Annotated in this window: 13 protein-coding genes and 2 tRNA genes; 2 read left to right on the top strand and 13 right to left on the bottom strand. The window is 69.2% G+C overall.

The annotated features are described in order from the left end of the window. Nucleotides 1-164: 164 nt before the first annotated feature. From mreD to EV284_RS13175, 7 genes are all read right to left on the bottom strand, one after another. A complete protein-coding gene (gene mreD, locus EV284_RS13205) occupies nucleotides 165-839 on the bottom strand; it encodes a rod shape-determining protein MreD (protein ID WP_130333572.1) in 675 nt (224 codons plus the stop codon). 13 nt (nucleotides 840-852) lie between these two features. Further along, entirely contained in the window at nucleotides 853-1,803 is a 951-nt protein-coding gene (gene mreC, locus EV284_RS13200; protein ID WP_130333570.1) for a rod shape-determining protein MreC, read from the bottom strand. A 164-nt stretch (nucleotides 1,804-1,967) separates the two neighbouring features. Continuing rightward, nucleotides 1,968-2,987 (bottom strand): rod shape-determining protein, encoded by a 1,020-nt coding sequence (locus tag EV284_RS13195; protein WP_020940056.1) that lies wholly within the window; start codon nucleotides 2,985-2,987, stop codon nucleotides 1,968-1,970. A gap of 341 nt (nucleotides 2,988-3,328) precedes the next feature. Continuing rightward, complete coding sequence (ndk, locus tag EV284_RS13190) at nucleotides 3,329-3,742, bottom strand: nucleoside-diphosphate kinase (protein ID WP_130333568.1); 414 nt, start codon at nucleotides 3,740-3,742, stop codon at nucleotides 3,329-3,331. A gap of 215 nt (nucleotides 3,743-3,957) precedes the next feature. Then, nucleotides 3,958-4,293 carry a DUF4233 domain-containing protein gene (locus EV284_RS13185; RefSeq protein ID WP_130333566.1) on the bottom strand — a complete coding sequence of 112 codons (336 nt, stop codon included), beginning with the start codon at nucleotides 4,291-4,293 and terminating at the stop codon, nucleotides 3,958-3,960. Nucleotides 4,294-4,305: 12 nt separating this feature from the next. Further along, nucleotides 4,306-5,820, bottom strand: a complete 1,515-nt coding sequence (locus EV284_RS13180) for a folylpolyglutamate synthase/dihydrofolate synthase family protein (protein ID WP_130333564.1) — start codon at nucleotides 5,818-5,820, stop codon at nucleotides 4,306-4,308. 479 nt (nucleotides 5,821-6,299) lie between these two features. Beyond that, a complete protein-coding gene (locus EV284_RS13175; protein ID WP_130333562.1) occupies nucleotides 6,300-8,924 on the bottom strand; it encodes a valine--tRNA ligase in 2,625 nt (874 codons plus the stop codon). Between the two features lie 137 nt (nucleotides 8,925-9,061). Between EV284_RS13175 and EV284_RS13170 the strand changes: the two genes are divergently transcribed. Next, nucleotides 9,062-10,123, top strand: a complete 1,062-nt coding sequence (locus tag EV284_RS13170) for a hypothetical protein (protein WP_130333560.1) — start codon at nucleotides 9,062-9,064, stop codon at nucleotides 10,121-10,123. A 60-nt stretch (nucleotides 10,124-10,183) separates the two neighbouring features. Here EV284_RS13170 and clpX read toward each other — a convergent pair whose 3' ends face one another. The 5 genes from clpX to EV284_RS13145 form a co-directional block, all read right to left on the bottom strand. Further along, nucleotides 10,184-11,470 (bottom strand): ATP-dependent Clp protease ATP-binding subunit ClpX, encoded by a 1,287-nt coding sequence (gene clpX, locus EV284_RS13165; RefSeq protein WP_086692315.1) that lies wholly within the window; start codon nucleotides 11,468-11,470, stop codon nucleotides 10,184-10,186. Nucleotides 11,471-11,640: 170 nt separating this feature from the next. Next, nucleotides 11,641-12,306: an ATP-dependent Clp protease proteolytic subunit gene (locus EV284_RS13160; protein WP_130333558.1), complete on the bottom strand. Its 666-nt coding sequence runs from the start codon at nucleotides 12,304-12,306 to the stop codon at nucleotides 11,641-11,643. A gap of 63 nt (nucleotides 12,307-12,369) precedes the next feature. Then, nucleotides 12,370-12,975 (bottom strand): ATP-dependent Clp protease proteolytic subunit, encoded by a 606-nt coding sequence (locus EV284_RS13155; protein ID WP_030814130.1) that lies wholly within the window; start codon nucleotides 12,973-12,975, stop codon nucleotides 12,370-12,372. Between the two features lie 249 nt (nucleotides 12,976-13,224). Beyond that, the gene (tig, locus tag EV284_RS13150) at nucleotides 13,225-14,607 is read right to left on the bottom strand and encodes a trigger factor (RefSeq protein ID WP_130333556.1); all 1,383 of its coding nucleotides are present in this window, start codon (nucleotides 14,605-14,607) and stop codon (nucleotides 13,225-13,227) included. A gap of 174 nt (nucleotides 14,608-14,781) precedes the next feature. Beyond that, nucleotides 14,782-14,858: transfer RNA gene (locus EV284_RS13145), tRNA-Pro, on the bottom strand. A gap of 168 nt (nucleotides 14,859-15,026) precedes the next feature. On the opposite strand from EV284_RS13145, the gene EV284_RS13140 reads away from it, so the two are divergent. Continuing rightward, nucleotides 15,027-15,100: transfer RNA gene (locus EV284_RS13140), tRNA-Gly, on the top strand. Nucleotides 15,101-15,162: 62 nt separating this feature from the next. On the opposite strand, the gene EV284_RS13135 is transcribed toward EV284_RS13140, so the two are convergent. After that, on the bottom strand, nucleotides 15,163-15,357 hold the full coding sequence (locus tag EV284_RS13135) for a hypothetical protein (protein WP_030814126.1): 195 nt from the start codon (nucleotides 15,355-15,357) through the stop codon (nucleotides 15,163-15,165). Nucleotides 15,358-15,651 lie beyond the last annotated feature (294 nt).

Raw genomic sequence — 15,651 nt, 5'->3', positions numbered from 1 at the left:
GCAGCCCATTCATTGGAAGGGTGGTGGCGGGCGACGGGTGGGCGGTCACTGCTGCTGACTCCCCCTCTCAGCGCGGCACTGGCATGCGCGTACGGATGATGAACGTGCGGCCGAACTGGCCCGGTTCCGCCGGTTCTTCCCCGTTCGGGTGAATTCGGGTGCTGTCACAGCCGCTTGACCCCCTTGATCCGCCCGACGCGGGCGGAGCGGGTGCGGGCCTTGGCCTTCAGCGCGCCGAAGCCCCGCTGGGAGCCGATGCGCAGACCGGTGCCGGAGGAGAGCCAACCGGAGGAGATGTTCCCGGCCTTGGCGGCGGGGCCGGACTCGGCCAGCGGGTCGTTGTCCGCGCGGCGGGCCAGCCACATCACGCCGGGCACCACGAAGGGGGCCAGCAGCAGGTCGTACAGCGCGGCCGAGAACAGCAGGCCGGGCAGGCCGACATGACGGGCGGCGGTGTCGCCGACCAGGGCGCCGACACCCGCGTAGAGCAGGGTGGAGCCGATCGCGGCGGCGACCACGACGGCCATCGGACCGGACGCGGACTTCAGCCGGCCGGTCTCGGGCTTGACCAGCCCGGCGAAGTAGCCGATGACGCACAGCACCAGGGCGTAGCGGCCGGCCGCGTGGTCGGCGGGCGGGGCGAGGTCCGCCAGGAGTCCGGCACCGAAGCCGACCAGGGCGCCGCCGACATGGCCGTACACCAGAGCGAGGCCGAGGACGGTCAGCAGGAGCAGGTCGGGCACCGCACCGGGCAGGTGCAGGCGGGCCAGGACGCTCACCTGGATCACCAGGGCGACGACCACCAGCACGGTGGAGAGCAGGACGCGGTTGAGGCGCATGGGGGTTCAGCTCCTACTGCTGCTGGCCGTCGGTGTCGTCCGGCGTGGAGCCGTCCGCCGAGGGGGTGACCGTGACGGTCACCGTGGGCGTCGGGACCGGCTTGGGCTTGGCCGGGAGGACCTCGTCGCGCGGGTCCTTCTTCGGTCCCGCCACGACCACGCCGACGATGTCGAGCTTGCTGAAGCCGACGTACGGGGTGACGTAGAGCGTGCGCGTCAGGCCGCCCCCGGAGGGGTCGACCCGGGAGACCACGCCGACCGGGACGCCGGGCACGAACGGCTTGTCGGCCTGGGAGCCGAAGGTGACGAGCCGGTCGCCCTTCTTCACCTCCGCCTTGCCGTTGAGGAGTTCCACGCGCAGCGGGCGGTCGCCCTGGCCGGAGGCGAAGCCGAGTTCGTCGCTGCCCTCCATCCGGGTGCCGACGGTGAAGTCGGGATCGTTGGCGAGCAGCACGGTGGCGGTGTCGGGGCCGACCGTGGTGACGCGGCCGACCAGGCCGTCGCCGTTGAGCACGGTCATGTCCCGCTTGATGCCGTCGTCGGCGCCCGCGTCGATGGTGATGGTCCAGGAGAAGCCCTGGGCCGCTCCTATGGCGATGACCTGGGCGCCCTTGATGCCGTACTGGCCCTGGCCCGCGACCTTCAGCATCCTGTCGAGCTGGTTCAGACGGCTGCGGGTGCGGTCGTCACTGCCCAGCTTGGCCTTGAGCGCCGCGTTCTCCTTCTCCATGACCGCGAGCCGGTCATGACGGTCTCCGGAGTCCCGGACGGCGGAGACGGCGTTGCCCACCGGGTCCACCGCCGTGGACATTCCGTTCTCGATCGGGCCGAAGGCCGCTGCCGCGGCCTGCCGGGCTCCGTCGACCGGGGAGTTCCGGCCTCCGCGGATGTCCACCGTGATCAGTGCGAACGCGATGGCGATCAGCAGGACCAGGAGCAGCCGACTCTCTTTCGTGTCCCTCACGTGCGGCGGCCGTGCCCTTCCTCTATAGGAATTCGGGGACCCCGATAAAGCGCCGTTGCCGATGCGCGAATCGAAGGGGGTCCGTTGGGGGAGCTTATGCCTCTATACCAACGATCCGCCGCACGAGAGCAGAACGTCTCGTACGGCGGAATCGAAGTGTCATGTCATCGGCGCGGCTGGGCGTCGAGCACCTGCTGCAGCGCCTCGAACTCCTCGACGCACTTGCCGGAACCGAGCGCGACGCTGTCGAGCGGGTCCTCGGCGATGTGGATCGGCATGCCGGTCTCCCGGCGCAGCCGCTCGTCGAGGCCGCGCAACAGGGCGCCGCCGCCGGTGAGCACGATGCCCCGGTCCATGATGTCGCCGGACAGCTCCGGCGGGCACTTGTCCAGAGTCGTCTTCACGGCGTCGACGATCGCGTTGACCGGTTCCTCGATCGCCTTGCGCACCTCCGCCGCGGAGATGACGACGGTCTTGGGCAGCCCGGACACCAGGTCCCGGCCGCGGACTTCGGTGTGCTCGTCGGAGTCGAGGTCGTACGCCGAACCGATCGTGATCTTGATCTGTTCGGCCGTCCGCTCACCCAGCAGGAGGCTGTACTCCTTCTTGATGTACTGGATGATCGCGTTGTCCAGTTCGTCACCCGCGACGCGGATGGACTGGGCGGTGACGATGCCGCCGAGGGAGATGACCGCGACCTCCGTGGTGCCACCGCCGATGTCCACCACCATGTTGCCCGTGGCCTCGTGGACCGGCAGGCCGGAGCCGATGGCCGCGGCCATGGGCTCCTCGATGATGTGCACCTGGCGGGCGCCCGCCTGGGAGGAGGCTTCGATGACGGCGCGCCGCTCGACGCCCGTGATGCCGGAGGGCACGCAGACGACGACCCGAGGCCGGGCCAGATACCGCCGCTTGTGGATCTTCAGGATGAAGTAGCGGAGCATCCGCTCGGTGATCTCGAAGTCGGCGATCACGCCGTCCTTCAACGGCCGCACGGCCACGATGTTGCCCGGCGTACGGCCGATCATCTTCTTCGCTTCGGCGCCGACCGCGAGGATTCCACCGGTGTTGGTGTTGATCGCCACGACGGACGGCTCGTTGAGTACGATCCCGCGACCCCTGACGTACACCAGCGTGTTGGCGGTCCCGAGGTCGACAGCCATGTCACGGCCGATGAACGACATTGAGTTCCCCATCAGGATTCGACGGGCCTTCCCTGGAAGCTTTTGAGGGCTTTTCAGGTCGGCGAGGTGGGTGCGGTGACGTGAAGGCTTCCATCGTAGACGCGCCTGCACGAACACCGCGCGAGGGTCTTCGCCCATTGTCAGCAGATGGCGCGCCGCCTCGCTTGTGGAGACGGTCCATCGGGGGCATGCGTTCCCCCGAACGGCAACGCATATGCCGAGGGACGGCCGAAATGGTACGGCCGCCCGACGGCGGGATATCCGGGGGGCCTGACGGACCCTCAGAAAAAATTCCCTAAAACTCCTTACGGCGTGGCCCGGACGGGCCCGCACCGCACCGGTCAGTCACGGCCCGGGAAGAAGATCTTCACCTCGCGCTCGGCGGACTCCTCCGAGTCCGAGGCGTGGATCAGGTTCTCGCGCACGATGACCCCGAAGTCGCCCCGGATGGAACCGGGAGCCGCCGCGATCGGGTCCGTCGGCCCGGCGAGCTGCCGCACACCCTCGATGACCCGCTCCCCCTCGACGATCATCGCGACGACGGGGCCGGAGGACATGAACTCGACGAGAGGCTCGTAGAACGGACGGCCCACGTGCTCGGCGTAGTGCTGCTCCAGGATGCCCCGGTCCAGGTTCCGCAGCTCCAGCGCGGCGATCCGCCAGTCGGCCTTGCGCTCGATACGGCCGATGATCTCGCCAACCAGACCACGACGGACGGCGTCCGGCTTCAGGAGGACGAGAGTGCGCTGGGTCATGGTGTGCGGCTCCTTGCAGGTCAGGAATTCATGCGACTGGCCTGAGGCTACCGCCTGGGTCTCTGCGGGCGGCACCCGGATCACGTCGGACGAACCCCGCGCGGGCGGGGACCACGACCAGCAGTGCGGTGAGCACGAGGGAAAGCCGGGATCATCCCCGCGAGGGCGGGGAAGTCCGGGTGCCACACGCAGTGAAGCACCCGGCACCGACAGGGTTACTGCGTAGCCGCCGCGAAGCGGGCCTTGGCCTCGTCGACCTTGCGGCCGTAGTGGACCGAGGCCCACCACAGGGCCGCGAAGACGGCGCCCATGAAGTACATCATCGGGACGAAGAAGCCCGAGGCGATCAGGGCGAGCTGGAGCGCCCAGCCGAGGGCGACGCCGCCCGGCCGGGTCACCATGCCGCACAGAAGCACGGACAGCACCATGGCGACCCCGCAGACCCACCACACCGTGGACACGGCAAGCGAGGGGTCCTTCATGGCGACCAGACCGGCGAACCCGATGACGAAGAACTCGCCGATCAGCGTCGATGAACAGAGCGTACGCACGAGCGGTTTACCTCAGCCCTTCCGAAGCAGCAGGCGCGCCTCGCCCACCGTGATGACCGAACCGGTGACCAGGACGCCGCCGCCGGTGAACTCGCCCTCCTCCTCGGCCAGCGTGATCGCGGCCTCCAGCGCCTCCGGCAGTTGGGGCTCGACCTGGACCCGGTCCTCGCCGAACACCTCGACGGCGATGCCGGCCAGTTCGTCGGCGTCCATCGCGCGGTGGCTGGAGTTCTGCGTGACGACGACCTCCGCGAAGATCGGCTCGAACGCCTCCAGCACCCCGCGCACGTTCTTGTCCGCGCTCGCGCCGACCACGCCGATCAGCCGGCTGAAGTCGAACGACTCGCGCACCGCCTCCGCGGTCGCCTCCGCGCCGGCCGGGTTGTGCGCGGCGTCCAGCACGACGGTCGGGGAACGCCGGACGATCTCCAGCCGGCCCGGCGAGGAGACGGCGGCGAACGCCTTGCGCACGGTGTCGATGTCCAGCGGCTCGGCGCGCTCGGCACCGACGCCGAAGAACGCCTCGACGGCGGCGAGGGCGACGGCCGCGTTGTGCGCCTGGTGGGCGCCGTGCAGCGGGAGGTAGACCTCGGGGTACTCGCCGCCCAGTCCGCGCAGGGTGAGCAGCTGGCCGCCGACGGCGACCTGGCGGTCCACCACGCCGAACTCCATGCCCTCGCGGGCCACGGTGGCGTTCTCCTCGACGGCCTTCTTCAGCAGCACCTGCGCCGCGTCGACCGGCTGCTGGGCCATGATCACGGTCGAGTCCGGCTTGATGATGCCGGCCTTCTCGGTGGCGATCAGCTCGGGTGTCCCGCCGAGGCGGTCGGTGTGGTCCAGCGAGATCGGCATGACCACGGCCACGTCACCGTCGATCACGTTGGTCGCGTCCCAGCTGCCGCCCATGCCGACCTCGACCACGGCCACGTCCACGGGCGCGTCCGCGAAGGCGGCGTAGGCCATGCCGGTGAGCACCTCGAAGAAGGAGAGGCGGTGCTCCTGGGCGGTGTCGACCATCTCGACGTACGGCTTGATGTCGTCGTACGTCTCGATGAAGCGCTCGGCGCTGATCGGGGCGCCGTCCAGGCTGATGCGCTCGGTCACCGACTGCACGTGGGGGCTGGTGTAGCGGCCGGTGCGCAGTTCGAAGGCGCCGAGCAGGGCCTCGATCATGCGGGCGGTGGAGGTCTTGCCGTTGGTGCCGGTGATGTGGATGGAGGGGTACGAGCGCTGGGGGTCGCCCAGTACGTCCATCAGGGCGGCGATCCGGGTGACGGAGGGCTCCAGCTTGGTCTCGCCCCAGCGGGTGGCCAGCTCGGTCTCCACCTCGCGCAGGGCGCGGTCGACCTCGGGGTCCTCGGGGCGGGCCGGTACGTCGGCCTCCGGCGGGCCGCCCTGGGTACGCAGGGTGCGGCTGCCGGCCTCGATCACGGCGAGGTCGGGGTCGCGGTCGGTCTCCTCGGCGATGATGTCGTCGAAGTCGGCGAGGGGGTCGGGCGTGTCGTTGTTACCGGGCGAGTCGCTCACGCCGCCCAGTCTACGGAGGCGGTGGTGTCTCGCGCGTGGTGGTCCACCGGCGGCGCTCGCGTGTACGGCTGCCGTGTCCGGCGGCGGGCCCGTCGTGGCCGGTCGCGCAGTTCCCCGCGCCCCTGGTGGATGCGGCCGAGCCCTGCTGGATCGCTCGCGTGTGTGCCTGTCGTGTTCGGCCGCGGCGCCGTCGTGGCCGGTCGCGCAGTTCCCCGCGCCCCTGGTGGATGCGGCCGAGCCCTGCTGGATCGCTCGCGTGTGTGCCTGTCGTGTTCGGCCGCGGCGCCGTCGTGGCCGGTCGCGCAGTTTCCCGCGCCCCTGGGTGGGCACAGCTCAGCCTCGCTGGAATCCCTCCCCCACCCAGCTGCGGGCAGTCGTGCCGCAGGGCGGCACGGGTGGGCGCGGCGGCACCACCGCGGCGGCGCGGGCAGACGACAGCCCCCGGCGTCGCGTGGACACCGGGGGCTGTGCGGATTCGCTTACGCCTGCGGGAGGCGGTCCAACTGGGACTGGAGGCGACGCATGTCCTCCTCGGCCTTGGCCAGGCGGGTGCGGATCTTGTCGACGACCGCGTCCGGGGCCTTGGCGAGGAACGCCTCGTTGCCGAGCTTGGCCGTGGCGGCCGCCTTCTCCTTCTCCGCGGCCGCGAGGTCCTTCGCGAGGCGCTTGCGCTCCGCCGCGACGTCGATCGTGCCGGAGAGGTCGAGGGCGACCTCGGCGCCGGCGACCGGGAGGGTGGCCGTGGCCGTGAAGGAGTCGCCCTCGGGCTGGAGCCGGAGGAGCTGGCGGATGGCCGCCTCGTGCGGAGCGAGCGCCGTCCCGGTCAGCGTGAGCCGCGCGGGCACCCGCTGGCCAGGCTGGAGGCCCTGGTCGGCGCGGAAGCGGCGGACCTCGGTGATGACCGACTGGAGGGACTCGATCTCCCGCTCGGCCGCGGCGTCACGGAAGCCGGAGTCGGCGGGCCAGTCGGCGATGACGAGCGACTCGCCGCCCGTCAGCGTGGTCCACAGCGTCTCGGTGACGAACGGGACCACCGGGTGCAGCAGCTTCAGCGTGACGTCGAGGACCTCACCGAGGACCCGCTTGGAGACCTCGGCCGCCTCCCCGCCCGCCTGGAAGGTCGTCTTGGACAGCTCGACGTACCAGTCGAAGACCTCGTCCCACGCGAAGTGGAACAGCGCGTCCGACAGCTTGGCGAACTGGTAGTCCTCGTAGTACGCGTCGACCTCGGCCACGACCGAGTTGAGGCGGGAGAGGATCCAGCGGTCCGTGGCGGACATCGCGGAGGCGTCCGGCAGCGGGCCCTCGACGGTCGCGCCGTTCATCAGCGCGAACCGGGTCGCGTTCCAGATCTTGTTGGCGAAGTTCCGCGAGCCCTGGACCCAGTCCTCGCCGATCGGCACGTCGACGCCCGGGTTGGCGCCGCGCGCGAGGGTGAAGCGCAGGGCGTCGGAGCCGTACTTGTCCATCCAGTCCAGCGGGTTGACCGCGTTGCCGAAGGACTTCGACATCTTCTTGCCGAACTGGTCGCGGACCATGCCGTGCAGGGCGATGGTGTGGAACGGCGGGGTGCCGTCCATCGCGTAGAGGCCGAACATCATCATCCGGGCGACCCAGAAGAAGAGGATGTCGTAGCCGGTGACCAGGACGGAGTTCGGGTAGAACTTCGCGAGCGAATCGGTCTGCTCGGGCCAGCCCAGGGTGGAGAAGGGCCACAGGCCGGAGGAGAACCAGGTGTCGAGGACGTCGGTGTCCTGGTGCCAGCCCTCGCCGGTGGGCGGCTGCTCGTCGGGGCCGACGCAGACGACCTCGCCGTCGGGGCCGTACCAGACCGGGATGCGGTGGCCCCACCAGAGCTGGCGCGAGATGCACCAGTCGTGGAGGTTGTCGACCCAGTCGAAGTACCGCTTCTCCATCTCCTGGGGGTGGATCTTGACCTTGCCGTCGCGGACCGCGTCACCGGCGGCCTTGGCGAGCGGGCCGACCTTGACCCACCACTGCATCGACAGGCGCGGCTCGATGGTGGTCTTGCAGCGGGAGCAGTGGCCGACCGAGTGGACGTAGGGCCGCTTCTCGGCGACGATCCGGCCCTCGGCGCGCAGCGCGGCGACGATGGCGGAGCGGGCCTCCAGGCGGTCCAGGCCCTGGAAGGGGCCGGGGGTGGTGATGACGGCGTGCTCGTCCATGACCGTGATGGACGGCAGGTCGTGGCGCTGGCCGATCTCGAAGTCGTTCGGGTCGTGCGCCGGGGTCACCTTGACGGCGCCGGTGCCGAACTCGGGGTCGACGTGCTCGTCGGCGACGACCGGGATGGAGCGGTCGGTCAGCGGGAGCCGGATCAGCTTGCCGATCAGGTGCTGGTAGCGCTCGTCGGAGGGGTGGACGGCGACCGCGGTGTCTCCGAGCATCGTCTCGGCGCGGGTGGTGGCGACGACGATCGTCTCGTCGCCCTCGCCGTACTTCATGGAGACGAGCTCGCCGTCGTCGTCCTGGTACTCGACCTCGATGTCGGAGATCGCGGTCAGGCAGCGCGGGCACCAGTTGATGATGCGCTCGGCGCGGTAGATCAGCTCGTCGTCGTAGAGGCGCTTGAAGATGGTCTGGACGGCCTGGGAGAGGCCCTCGTCCATGGTGAAGCGCTCGCGGGACCAGGCGACGCCGTCGCCGAGCCGGCGCATCTGGCCGGAGATCTGGCCGCCGGACTCGCCCTTCCACTGCCAGACGCGCTCGACGAACGCCTCACGGCCCAGGTCGTGGCGGGACTTGCCCTCCTTGCCGAGCTCGCGCTCGACCACGTTCTGGGTGGCGATGCCGGCGTGGTCCATGCCCGGCTGCCACAGGGTCTCGTAGCCCTGCATGCGCTTGCGGCGGGTCAGGGCGTCGATGATCGTGTGCTCGAAGGCGTGGCCCAGGTGGAGGCTGCCGGTGACGTTGGGCGGGGGGATGACGACGGTGAAGGGCGGCTTGTCGCTCTTCTCGTCGGCCTCGAAATAGCCCCGCTCCACCCAGCGCTCGTACAGCGGCCCCTCTACGTCGGCCGGCGCGTACTGGGTCGGCAGTTCGGTCTCGGGCGCTGATGGCTGCTGCTGAGCGTTCTCGGTCACGGGGGTCAGTTTAGAGGTGCCGCGGGGTGCTCCCGAAACGCGTTTGTTTCGTAACGGTGCGGCCCCCGGTGCCACCTGTCCCCCGCCGCTGGGCAAGGATGGCGGCAACACCTGAACATCTGGAGGGGAACCCAGCCATGAGCAGCAACCAGCCGGGCCCGTACGGCGGACAGCCCCCGCAGCCGGGTCCTTACGGTCAGGCTGGTCAGCCCGGCCCCTACGGGCAGCAGCCCCCGGCCCAGCCGGGCCCCTACGGCAACCCCGGGCCCTACGGCCGGCCCCCGCAGGCGCCCCAGCCGGGCTACGGCTACCCGCAGTCCCCGCCGCCCCCGCCCGGTCCCCCGGCCCCGCCGCAGGGCGGCCCCTACGGGTACCCGCAGCAGCAGGGCGTGCCCCCGCAGCCGGGCCCGTACGCCCAGCCCCAGCAGAACCCCTACGGGCAGCAGCCGCCGCACGACCAGCCCCCGCAGGTCCCTTACGGGCAGGCTCCTTACGGCTCCCCGCAGCCCCCGGTGCAGGGCCGCAACAACTCCAAGCGGAACGGGCTGATCATCGGCGCGGTGGCCGTGGTCGCCGCCGTGGCGGTGGGCGTCTACTTCCTGACCAGTGGCGGCAGCGGCGACGGCATCGCCGACGACGGCCCGCACAAGCTGACCGCGCCGTCGACGGTCCTCTCGGAGTACAAGAAGGGCAAGAGCGCCAACGGCGCGATGACCCAGGACGACCTGAAGGACGCCGAGAACTGGGGCGTGAAGGACCCGAAGGACGTCAGCGCCGAGTACGCGGCCGGGAACGTCGACAACCCGCTGAGCAAGAAGGTCCTCGAGTTCGCCGGGGTCTACGGCACGATCGCCGACCCGGAGAAGACGGTCGACGAGATGTTCTTCTACATGAAGGACCAGAGCACCAAGGACGACGAGCACAAGTACAAGCTGATCGGCGAGCCGAAGCGGTACGAGCCGGAGGCGCTCGGGGGCGCGGTCCTCAAGTGCCAGCAGGCGAAGGGCGACACCTCGGGCAGCGGTGAGGGCGTGCCCAAGGAGATGACGTTCTCCCTGTGCGTGTGGGGCGACCACAGCACCATCGGTCTCGTGATGCCGATAGACATCGCCACCCTGGCGGCGGGCCGCACCAGCGACCCGGCGCAGGACGCGGAGCTGACCGCCAGGTTCCGCTCGGTGGTGCGCGTCAAGGCGTGACCGGCGCACATGAGGAAGGGCCCCGGCCGACCGGCCGGGGCCCTTCCTCATGCTGCGGGGTTACGCGGTCTTCTGCTCGCCCTGGCCGCGCCCGCGGGAGTCCCGCGGGATCAGCGTCGGGTTGACGTTGGAGTGCACCACGTCGGCCGTGATGACCACGCGGGCCACGTCCTTGCGGGAGGGCACCTCGTACATCACCGACATCAGGACCTCCTCCATGATGGCGCGCAGGCCGCGCGCGCCGGTCTGGCGGAGGATGGCCTGGTCCGCGATGGCCTCCAGCGCCTCGCGCTCGAAGTCCAGCTCCACGCCGTCGAGTTCGAAGAGGCGCTGGTACTGCTTGACCAGGGCGTTGCGCGGCTCGACCAGGATCTTCAGCAGGGCCTCGCGGTCGAGGTTGTGCACCGAGGTGATGACCGGGAGGCGGCCGATGAACTCGGGAATCATCCCGAACTTCACCAGGTCCTCCGGCATGATGTCCTCGAAGATGTCCTTGGCGGCCAGCTCGCGCTTGGAGCGGATGGTGGCGCCGAAGCCGATGCCCTTGGCACCCGCCCGCGCCTCGATGATCTTCTCCAGGCCGGCGAAGGCACCGCCCACGATGAACAGCACGTTCGTCGTGTCGATCTGGATGAACTCCTGGTGCGGGTGCTTGCGTCCGCCCTGCGGCGGCACCGACGCGGTGGTCCCCTCCAGGATCTTCAGCAGCGCCTGCTGGACACCCTCGCCGCTCACGTCGCGGGTGATCGACGGGTTTTCGCTCTTCCGGGCGACCTTGTCGATCTCGTCGATGTAGATGATGCCCGTCTCGGCCTTCTTGACGTCGTAGTCGGCGGCCTGGATGAGCTTCAGCAGGATGTTCTCGACGTCCTCGCCGACATAGCCCGCCTCGGTCAGCGCGGTGGCGTCCGCGATGGCGAAGGGGACGTTGAGCATGCGGGCCAGAGTCTGGGCCAGCAGCGTCTTGCCGGAACCGGTGGGGCCGAGCAGGAGGATGTTGGACTTGGCCAACTCGATGGCGTCCTCACGGCCCTGGCCGCCGCCGTTCTCCCCGGCCTGGACGCGCTTGTAGTGGTTGTACACCGCGACGGAGAGGGCCTTCTTGGCCGCTTCCTGGCCGACCACGTAGCTCTCGAGGAACTCGTAGATCTCGCGGGGCTTGGGGAGTTCCTCCCAGCGCACCTCGCTGGTCTCCGCGAGCTCTTCCTCGATGATCTCGTTGCAGAGATCGATGCATTCGTCGCAGATGTACACACCGGGACCTGCGATGAGCTTCTTGACCTGCTTCTGGCTCTTGCCGCAGAACGAGCACTTGAGCAGATCGCCGCCGTCACCGATGCGTGCCACGGTGTGCTTCCCCTTCGCCTGGGAGACGACTGGACACAGAACGGGTCCAACGACTCCTGGTGCTGCCTTATGTCGACGGTACCTTGCCGGGCCCCGTGTTCGGGCCCCCCTTGGCAGGGTTCACTTTGACGTGCACCCTGCCAAGAGGGCCCGGAAGTGCGCAACCTCGGTCAGCGGACCGCTTCGTTGTTCATCTTGCGGGTGGAGATGATCTGGTCGACGAGGCCGTACTGGAGCGCCTCGTCGGCCGTCAGGATCTTGTCGCGCTCGATGTCCTCGCGGATCTTGTCCAGCGGCTGGTTCGAGTGCTTCGCGAGCATGTCCTCGAGCTGTTCACGCATCCGGGTGAACTCCTTGGCGATGATCTCCAGGTCGGAGAGCTGACCGCGCCCGGTGGAGCCCGCCGGCTGGTGGATCAGCACGCGCGAGTTCGGCAGCGCCATGCGCTTGCCGGGGGTGCCGGCGGCGAGCAGGATGGCCGCGGCCGAGGCGGCCTGGCCCATGCACACCGTCTGGATGTCCGGCTTCACGAACTGCATGGTGTCGTAGATGGCCGTGAGGGCCGTCATGTCACCGCCGGGGCTGTTGATGTAGATCGAGATGTCCCGGTCGGGGTCCATCGACTCCAGGCACAGGAGCTGCGCCATGACGTCGTTGGCCGAGGCGTCGTCGATCTGGACGCCCAGGAAGATCACGCGCTCCTCGAAGAGCTTCGCGTACGGGTCGTACTCGCGGACGCCCTGGGAAGTGCGCTCGACGAAGCGCGGGATGATGTAACGGCTGTCGGGGCGGGGGCCCTCGTACATGCCGCTGGCGGCGCCGGGGAAGTTGCTCATGGGGTGTTCACCGTCCTGGTGGCGTGCTGGGAGCTGTCGGTGGCGTGCGTGCGGGATGGCCGGTCAGGCGCCGGTGCCGCCGCCTCCCGGGACACCCGAGGCGTGCGTGATGATCTCGTCGATGAGACCGTACTCCTTGGCCTCCTCCGGGGTGAACCAGCGGTCGCGGTCACCGTCGCGGATGATCGCCTCCACCGTCTGACCGGAGTGCTCGGCGGTCAGCTCGGACATGCGCTTCTTCGTACGCAGCAGGTACTCGGCCTGGATCTTGATGTCCGAGACCGTACCGCCGAGGCCCGCGGAGCCCTGGTGCATCATGATGTCCGCGTGCGGCAGCGCGAAGCGCTTGCCGGCGGCGCCGCCGGTGAGCAGGAACTGGCCCATCGAGGCGGCCATGCCCATGGCGATGGTGACCACGTCGTTCGGGATGTACTGCATGGTGTCGTAGATCGCCATGCCGGCCGTCACCGAGCCGCCGGGGCTGTTGATGTAGAGGTAGATGTCCTTCTCGGGGTCGGCGGCGAGGAGGAGCAACTGGGCGGTGATCTTGTTGGCGATGTCGTCGTCGACCTGCTGGCCGAGGAAGATGATCCGCTCGCCCAGCAGCCGGTTGTAGACCTGGTCACCGAGGCCACCACCGATGGAGGGCTCGCCGGCGGCGGTAGGCATCAGATTCGTCACGTATCCACCTGCTCGTCTTACGACGGCGCCGGGCCGTCTCACGTCGTCCTGCCGGGGGCTTGGCGGGGTCGGCTGACTCCCCTGCCCCCCGTATTCATGGACCCTAACGCTCTGGTCCCCCCGGTGAATCCCGTGGAAGCAGGTGTTCGCCGGGGGCGTAGTGCTGTGTGGTGACGCAGCAGGCCCCCGGAAGACTCGCTTCCGGGGGCCTGCTGTTCAAACGGACGTACCTCGGGGTCAGCCCTCGGTCTTCTCGTCGGCGGTCTCGGTGGCCTCGGCGACCTCGGTGGTCTCCTCGGTCTCCTCGTCCTCGTCGTCCAGGTCGACGATCTCGCCGTTGGTGTCCTTGACGGTGGCGGCCTCGACCACGACGGCCAGGGCCTTGCCGCGGGCGACCTCGCCGACGAGCAGCGGAACCTGACCGCCCTCGACGACGGCCTGGGCGAACTGGTCGGGGGACATGCCGGAGGAGGCGGCGCGGCGCATGAGGTGCTCGGTGAGCTCCTCCTGGTTGACGCCCAGGTTCTCCTTCTTCACCAGCTCGTCGAGGACGAACTGGGTCTTGATGCCCTTGACCGCGGCCTCACGGGTCTCGGTGTCGAACTCCTCGGCGGTCTTGCCCTGGATCTCCAGGTACTTGTCGAGGGTCAGGCCCATCTGGCCGAGCTGGTGGTGCTCCAGGTTGTGCTTGCGGGTGTTGACCTCGTCCTCGAGGAGCTTCTCGGGGACGGGGACCTCGACCAGCTCGAGGAGCTTGTCGAGCACGCGCTCCTGGGCCTGGGTGGCCTGGTCGTACTGCTTCATGTTGGCCAGCCGCTTGGTGCTGTCGGCCTTCAGCTCGTCCAGGGTGTCGAACTCGGACGCGAGCTGGGCGAAGTCGTCGTCCAGCTCGGGCAGCTCGCGGGCGGCGACCTGGGTGACCTTGACGGTGACCTCGGCCTCGCGGCCGGCGGCGGAGCCGCCCTTCAGCTCGGAGGTGAAGGTGGCCTCCTCGCCGGCGGACAGGCCCTTGACGGCCTCGTCGATGCCGTCGAGCAGCTCGCCGGAACCGATGGTGTAGGACACGCCGCTGGCGACGCCGTCCTCCAGCACCTCGCCGTCGACCTTGGCCTCCAGGTCGATCGTCACGACGTCGCCGTCCTCGGCGGCACGCTCGACCGGGGAGGTCGAGGCGAAGCGCTCACGCAGCTGCTCGACCGACTTCTCGACGTCCTCGTCGCTGACCTCGATGGCGTCGACCTCGACCTCGATGCCGGAGTAGTCCGGGATCTCCAGGGTCGGGCGGATGTCGACCTCGGCGGTGAAGTTCAGCGTCTCGCCGTCCTTCAGCTCGGTGATGTCGACCTCGGGCTGGCCCAGCGGGGTCAGCTCGGCCTCGTTGACCGCCTCGGTGTAGAACTTCGGGAGCGCGTCGTTGACGGCCTCCTCGAGCACCGCACCACGACCGAACCGCTGGTCGATGACCCGGGCCGGGATCTTGCCCTTGCGGAAGCCCTTCACCGTGACCTGCTGGTTGATCTTCTGGTACGCCGCGTCGAGGCTGTCCTTGAGCTCCTCGAAGGGCACCTCGACAGTGAGCCGAACCCGAGTCGGGTTCAGGGTCTCCACGGCGCTCTTCACGGTTCGGTCTCCTTGTGGCTGACATCTTGGGTTCTGCCGGAGCCAGACAGCCCCGGCGGATAGCCGCCCGGAGGAGTAGCAGGCCATGAGGCCGGACACACGGGCGCGCAGCTTGCATAGTAACCGCAGCCGGTCAGCGCCCCAAAAGGCGATCTTCACGACACCGTGAGCCAGTGGTCGGGGTGGCGGGATTTGAACCCACGGCCTTCCGCTCCCAAAGCGGACGCGCTACCAAGCTGCGCCACACCCCGTCTGGTGCGAGTCGTAGGGTACATGCCCCGGCAGGCCGCGTCGCCGCGTCGCGCGGGGCTCCGGGTGACGTGCCGCGGGCACCCCGTACACCGCCAGGTTCGCCCGCACGCCGGGGGCTCCGCTACGATGCCTCCAGTGCCGCGGCCACCGACGCGCGGTGCGCTTTCGCGGGCGTAGCTCAATGGTAGAGCCCTAGTCTTCCAAACTAGCTACGCGGGTTCGATTCCCGTCGCCCGCTCCACACCACTCAGGGGCCCGGCTGCCGTCACGGCGACGCCGGGCCCCTGAGTCGTTCGCGCGGCCTCAGAAGCTGATGGAGTTGACCATCTCCGCTATCGAGTTGAGGAAGCGGCTGATGGAGGGCGCCATCCCGGTGGAGGCGAGGAAGAAGCCGAAGAGGATCGCCACGATGGCCGGGCCGGCCTTGATGTTCCCCCCTCGCATCAACACCACCAGGATGATCGCCAACAGCAGCACCACGGACAGTGAAATGGCCACAACTGATCACACCCTCGGTCGGTTCGCTCTCCCGGCCTGGAGGCACCGTGCAGCACACCTCCGCCAGAACCATCGTGCCACCAACCAGCCCTCTGTATGCGGCTAGTGACACATCGTCGGTCGGCCGTTCCGGCGAGGGGCACCCCCCGGACATCACTTCGACGCCTCATCAGGGCCGATGGCGACGGTAATTACCCAACATCATTTCCATACCCACACATCGCCGCGCAGGTCCTGATCGCGGGTAATTCGAATTGAGCGGGCATCGGTGAACTATGACCTCGTTCGCATGGA

Origin of the sequence: Streptomyces sp. BK022 (assembly GCF_004217355.1) — a bacterium.
GTDB lineage: Bacteria > Actinomycetota > Actinomycetes > Streptomycetales > Streptomycetaceae > Streptomyces > Streptomyces griseoluteus.
Note: the sequence above shows the minus strand (reverse complement) of the source record. Positions and strands in the feature narration are given on the sequence as shown.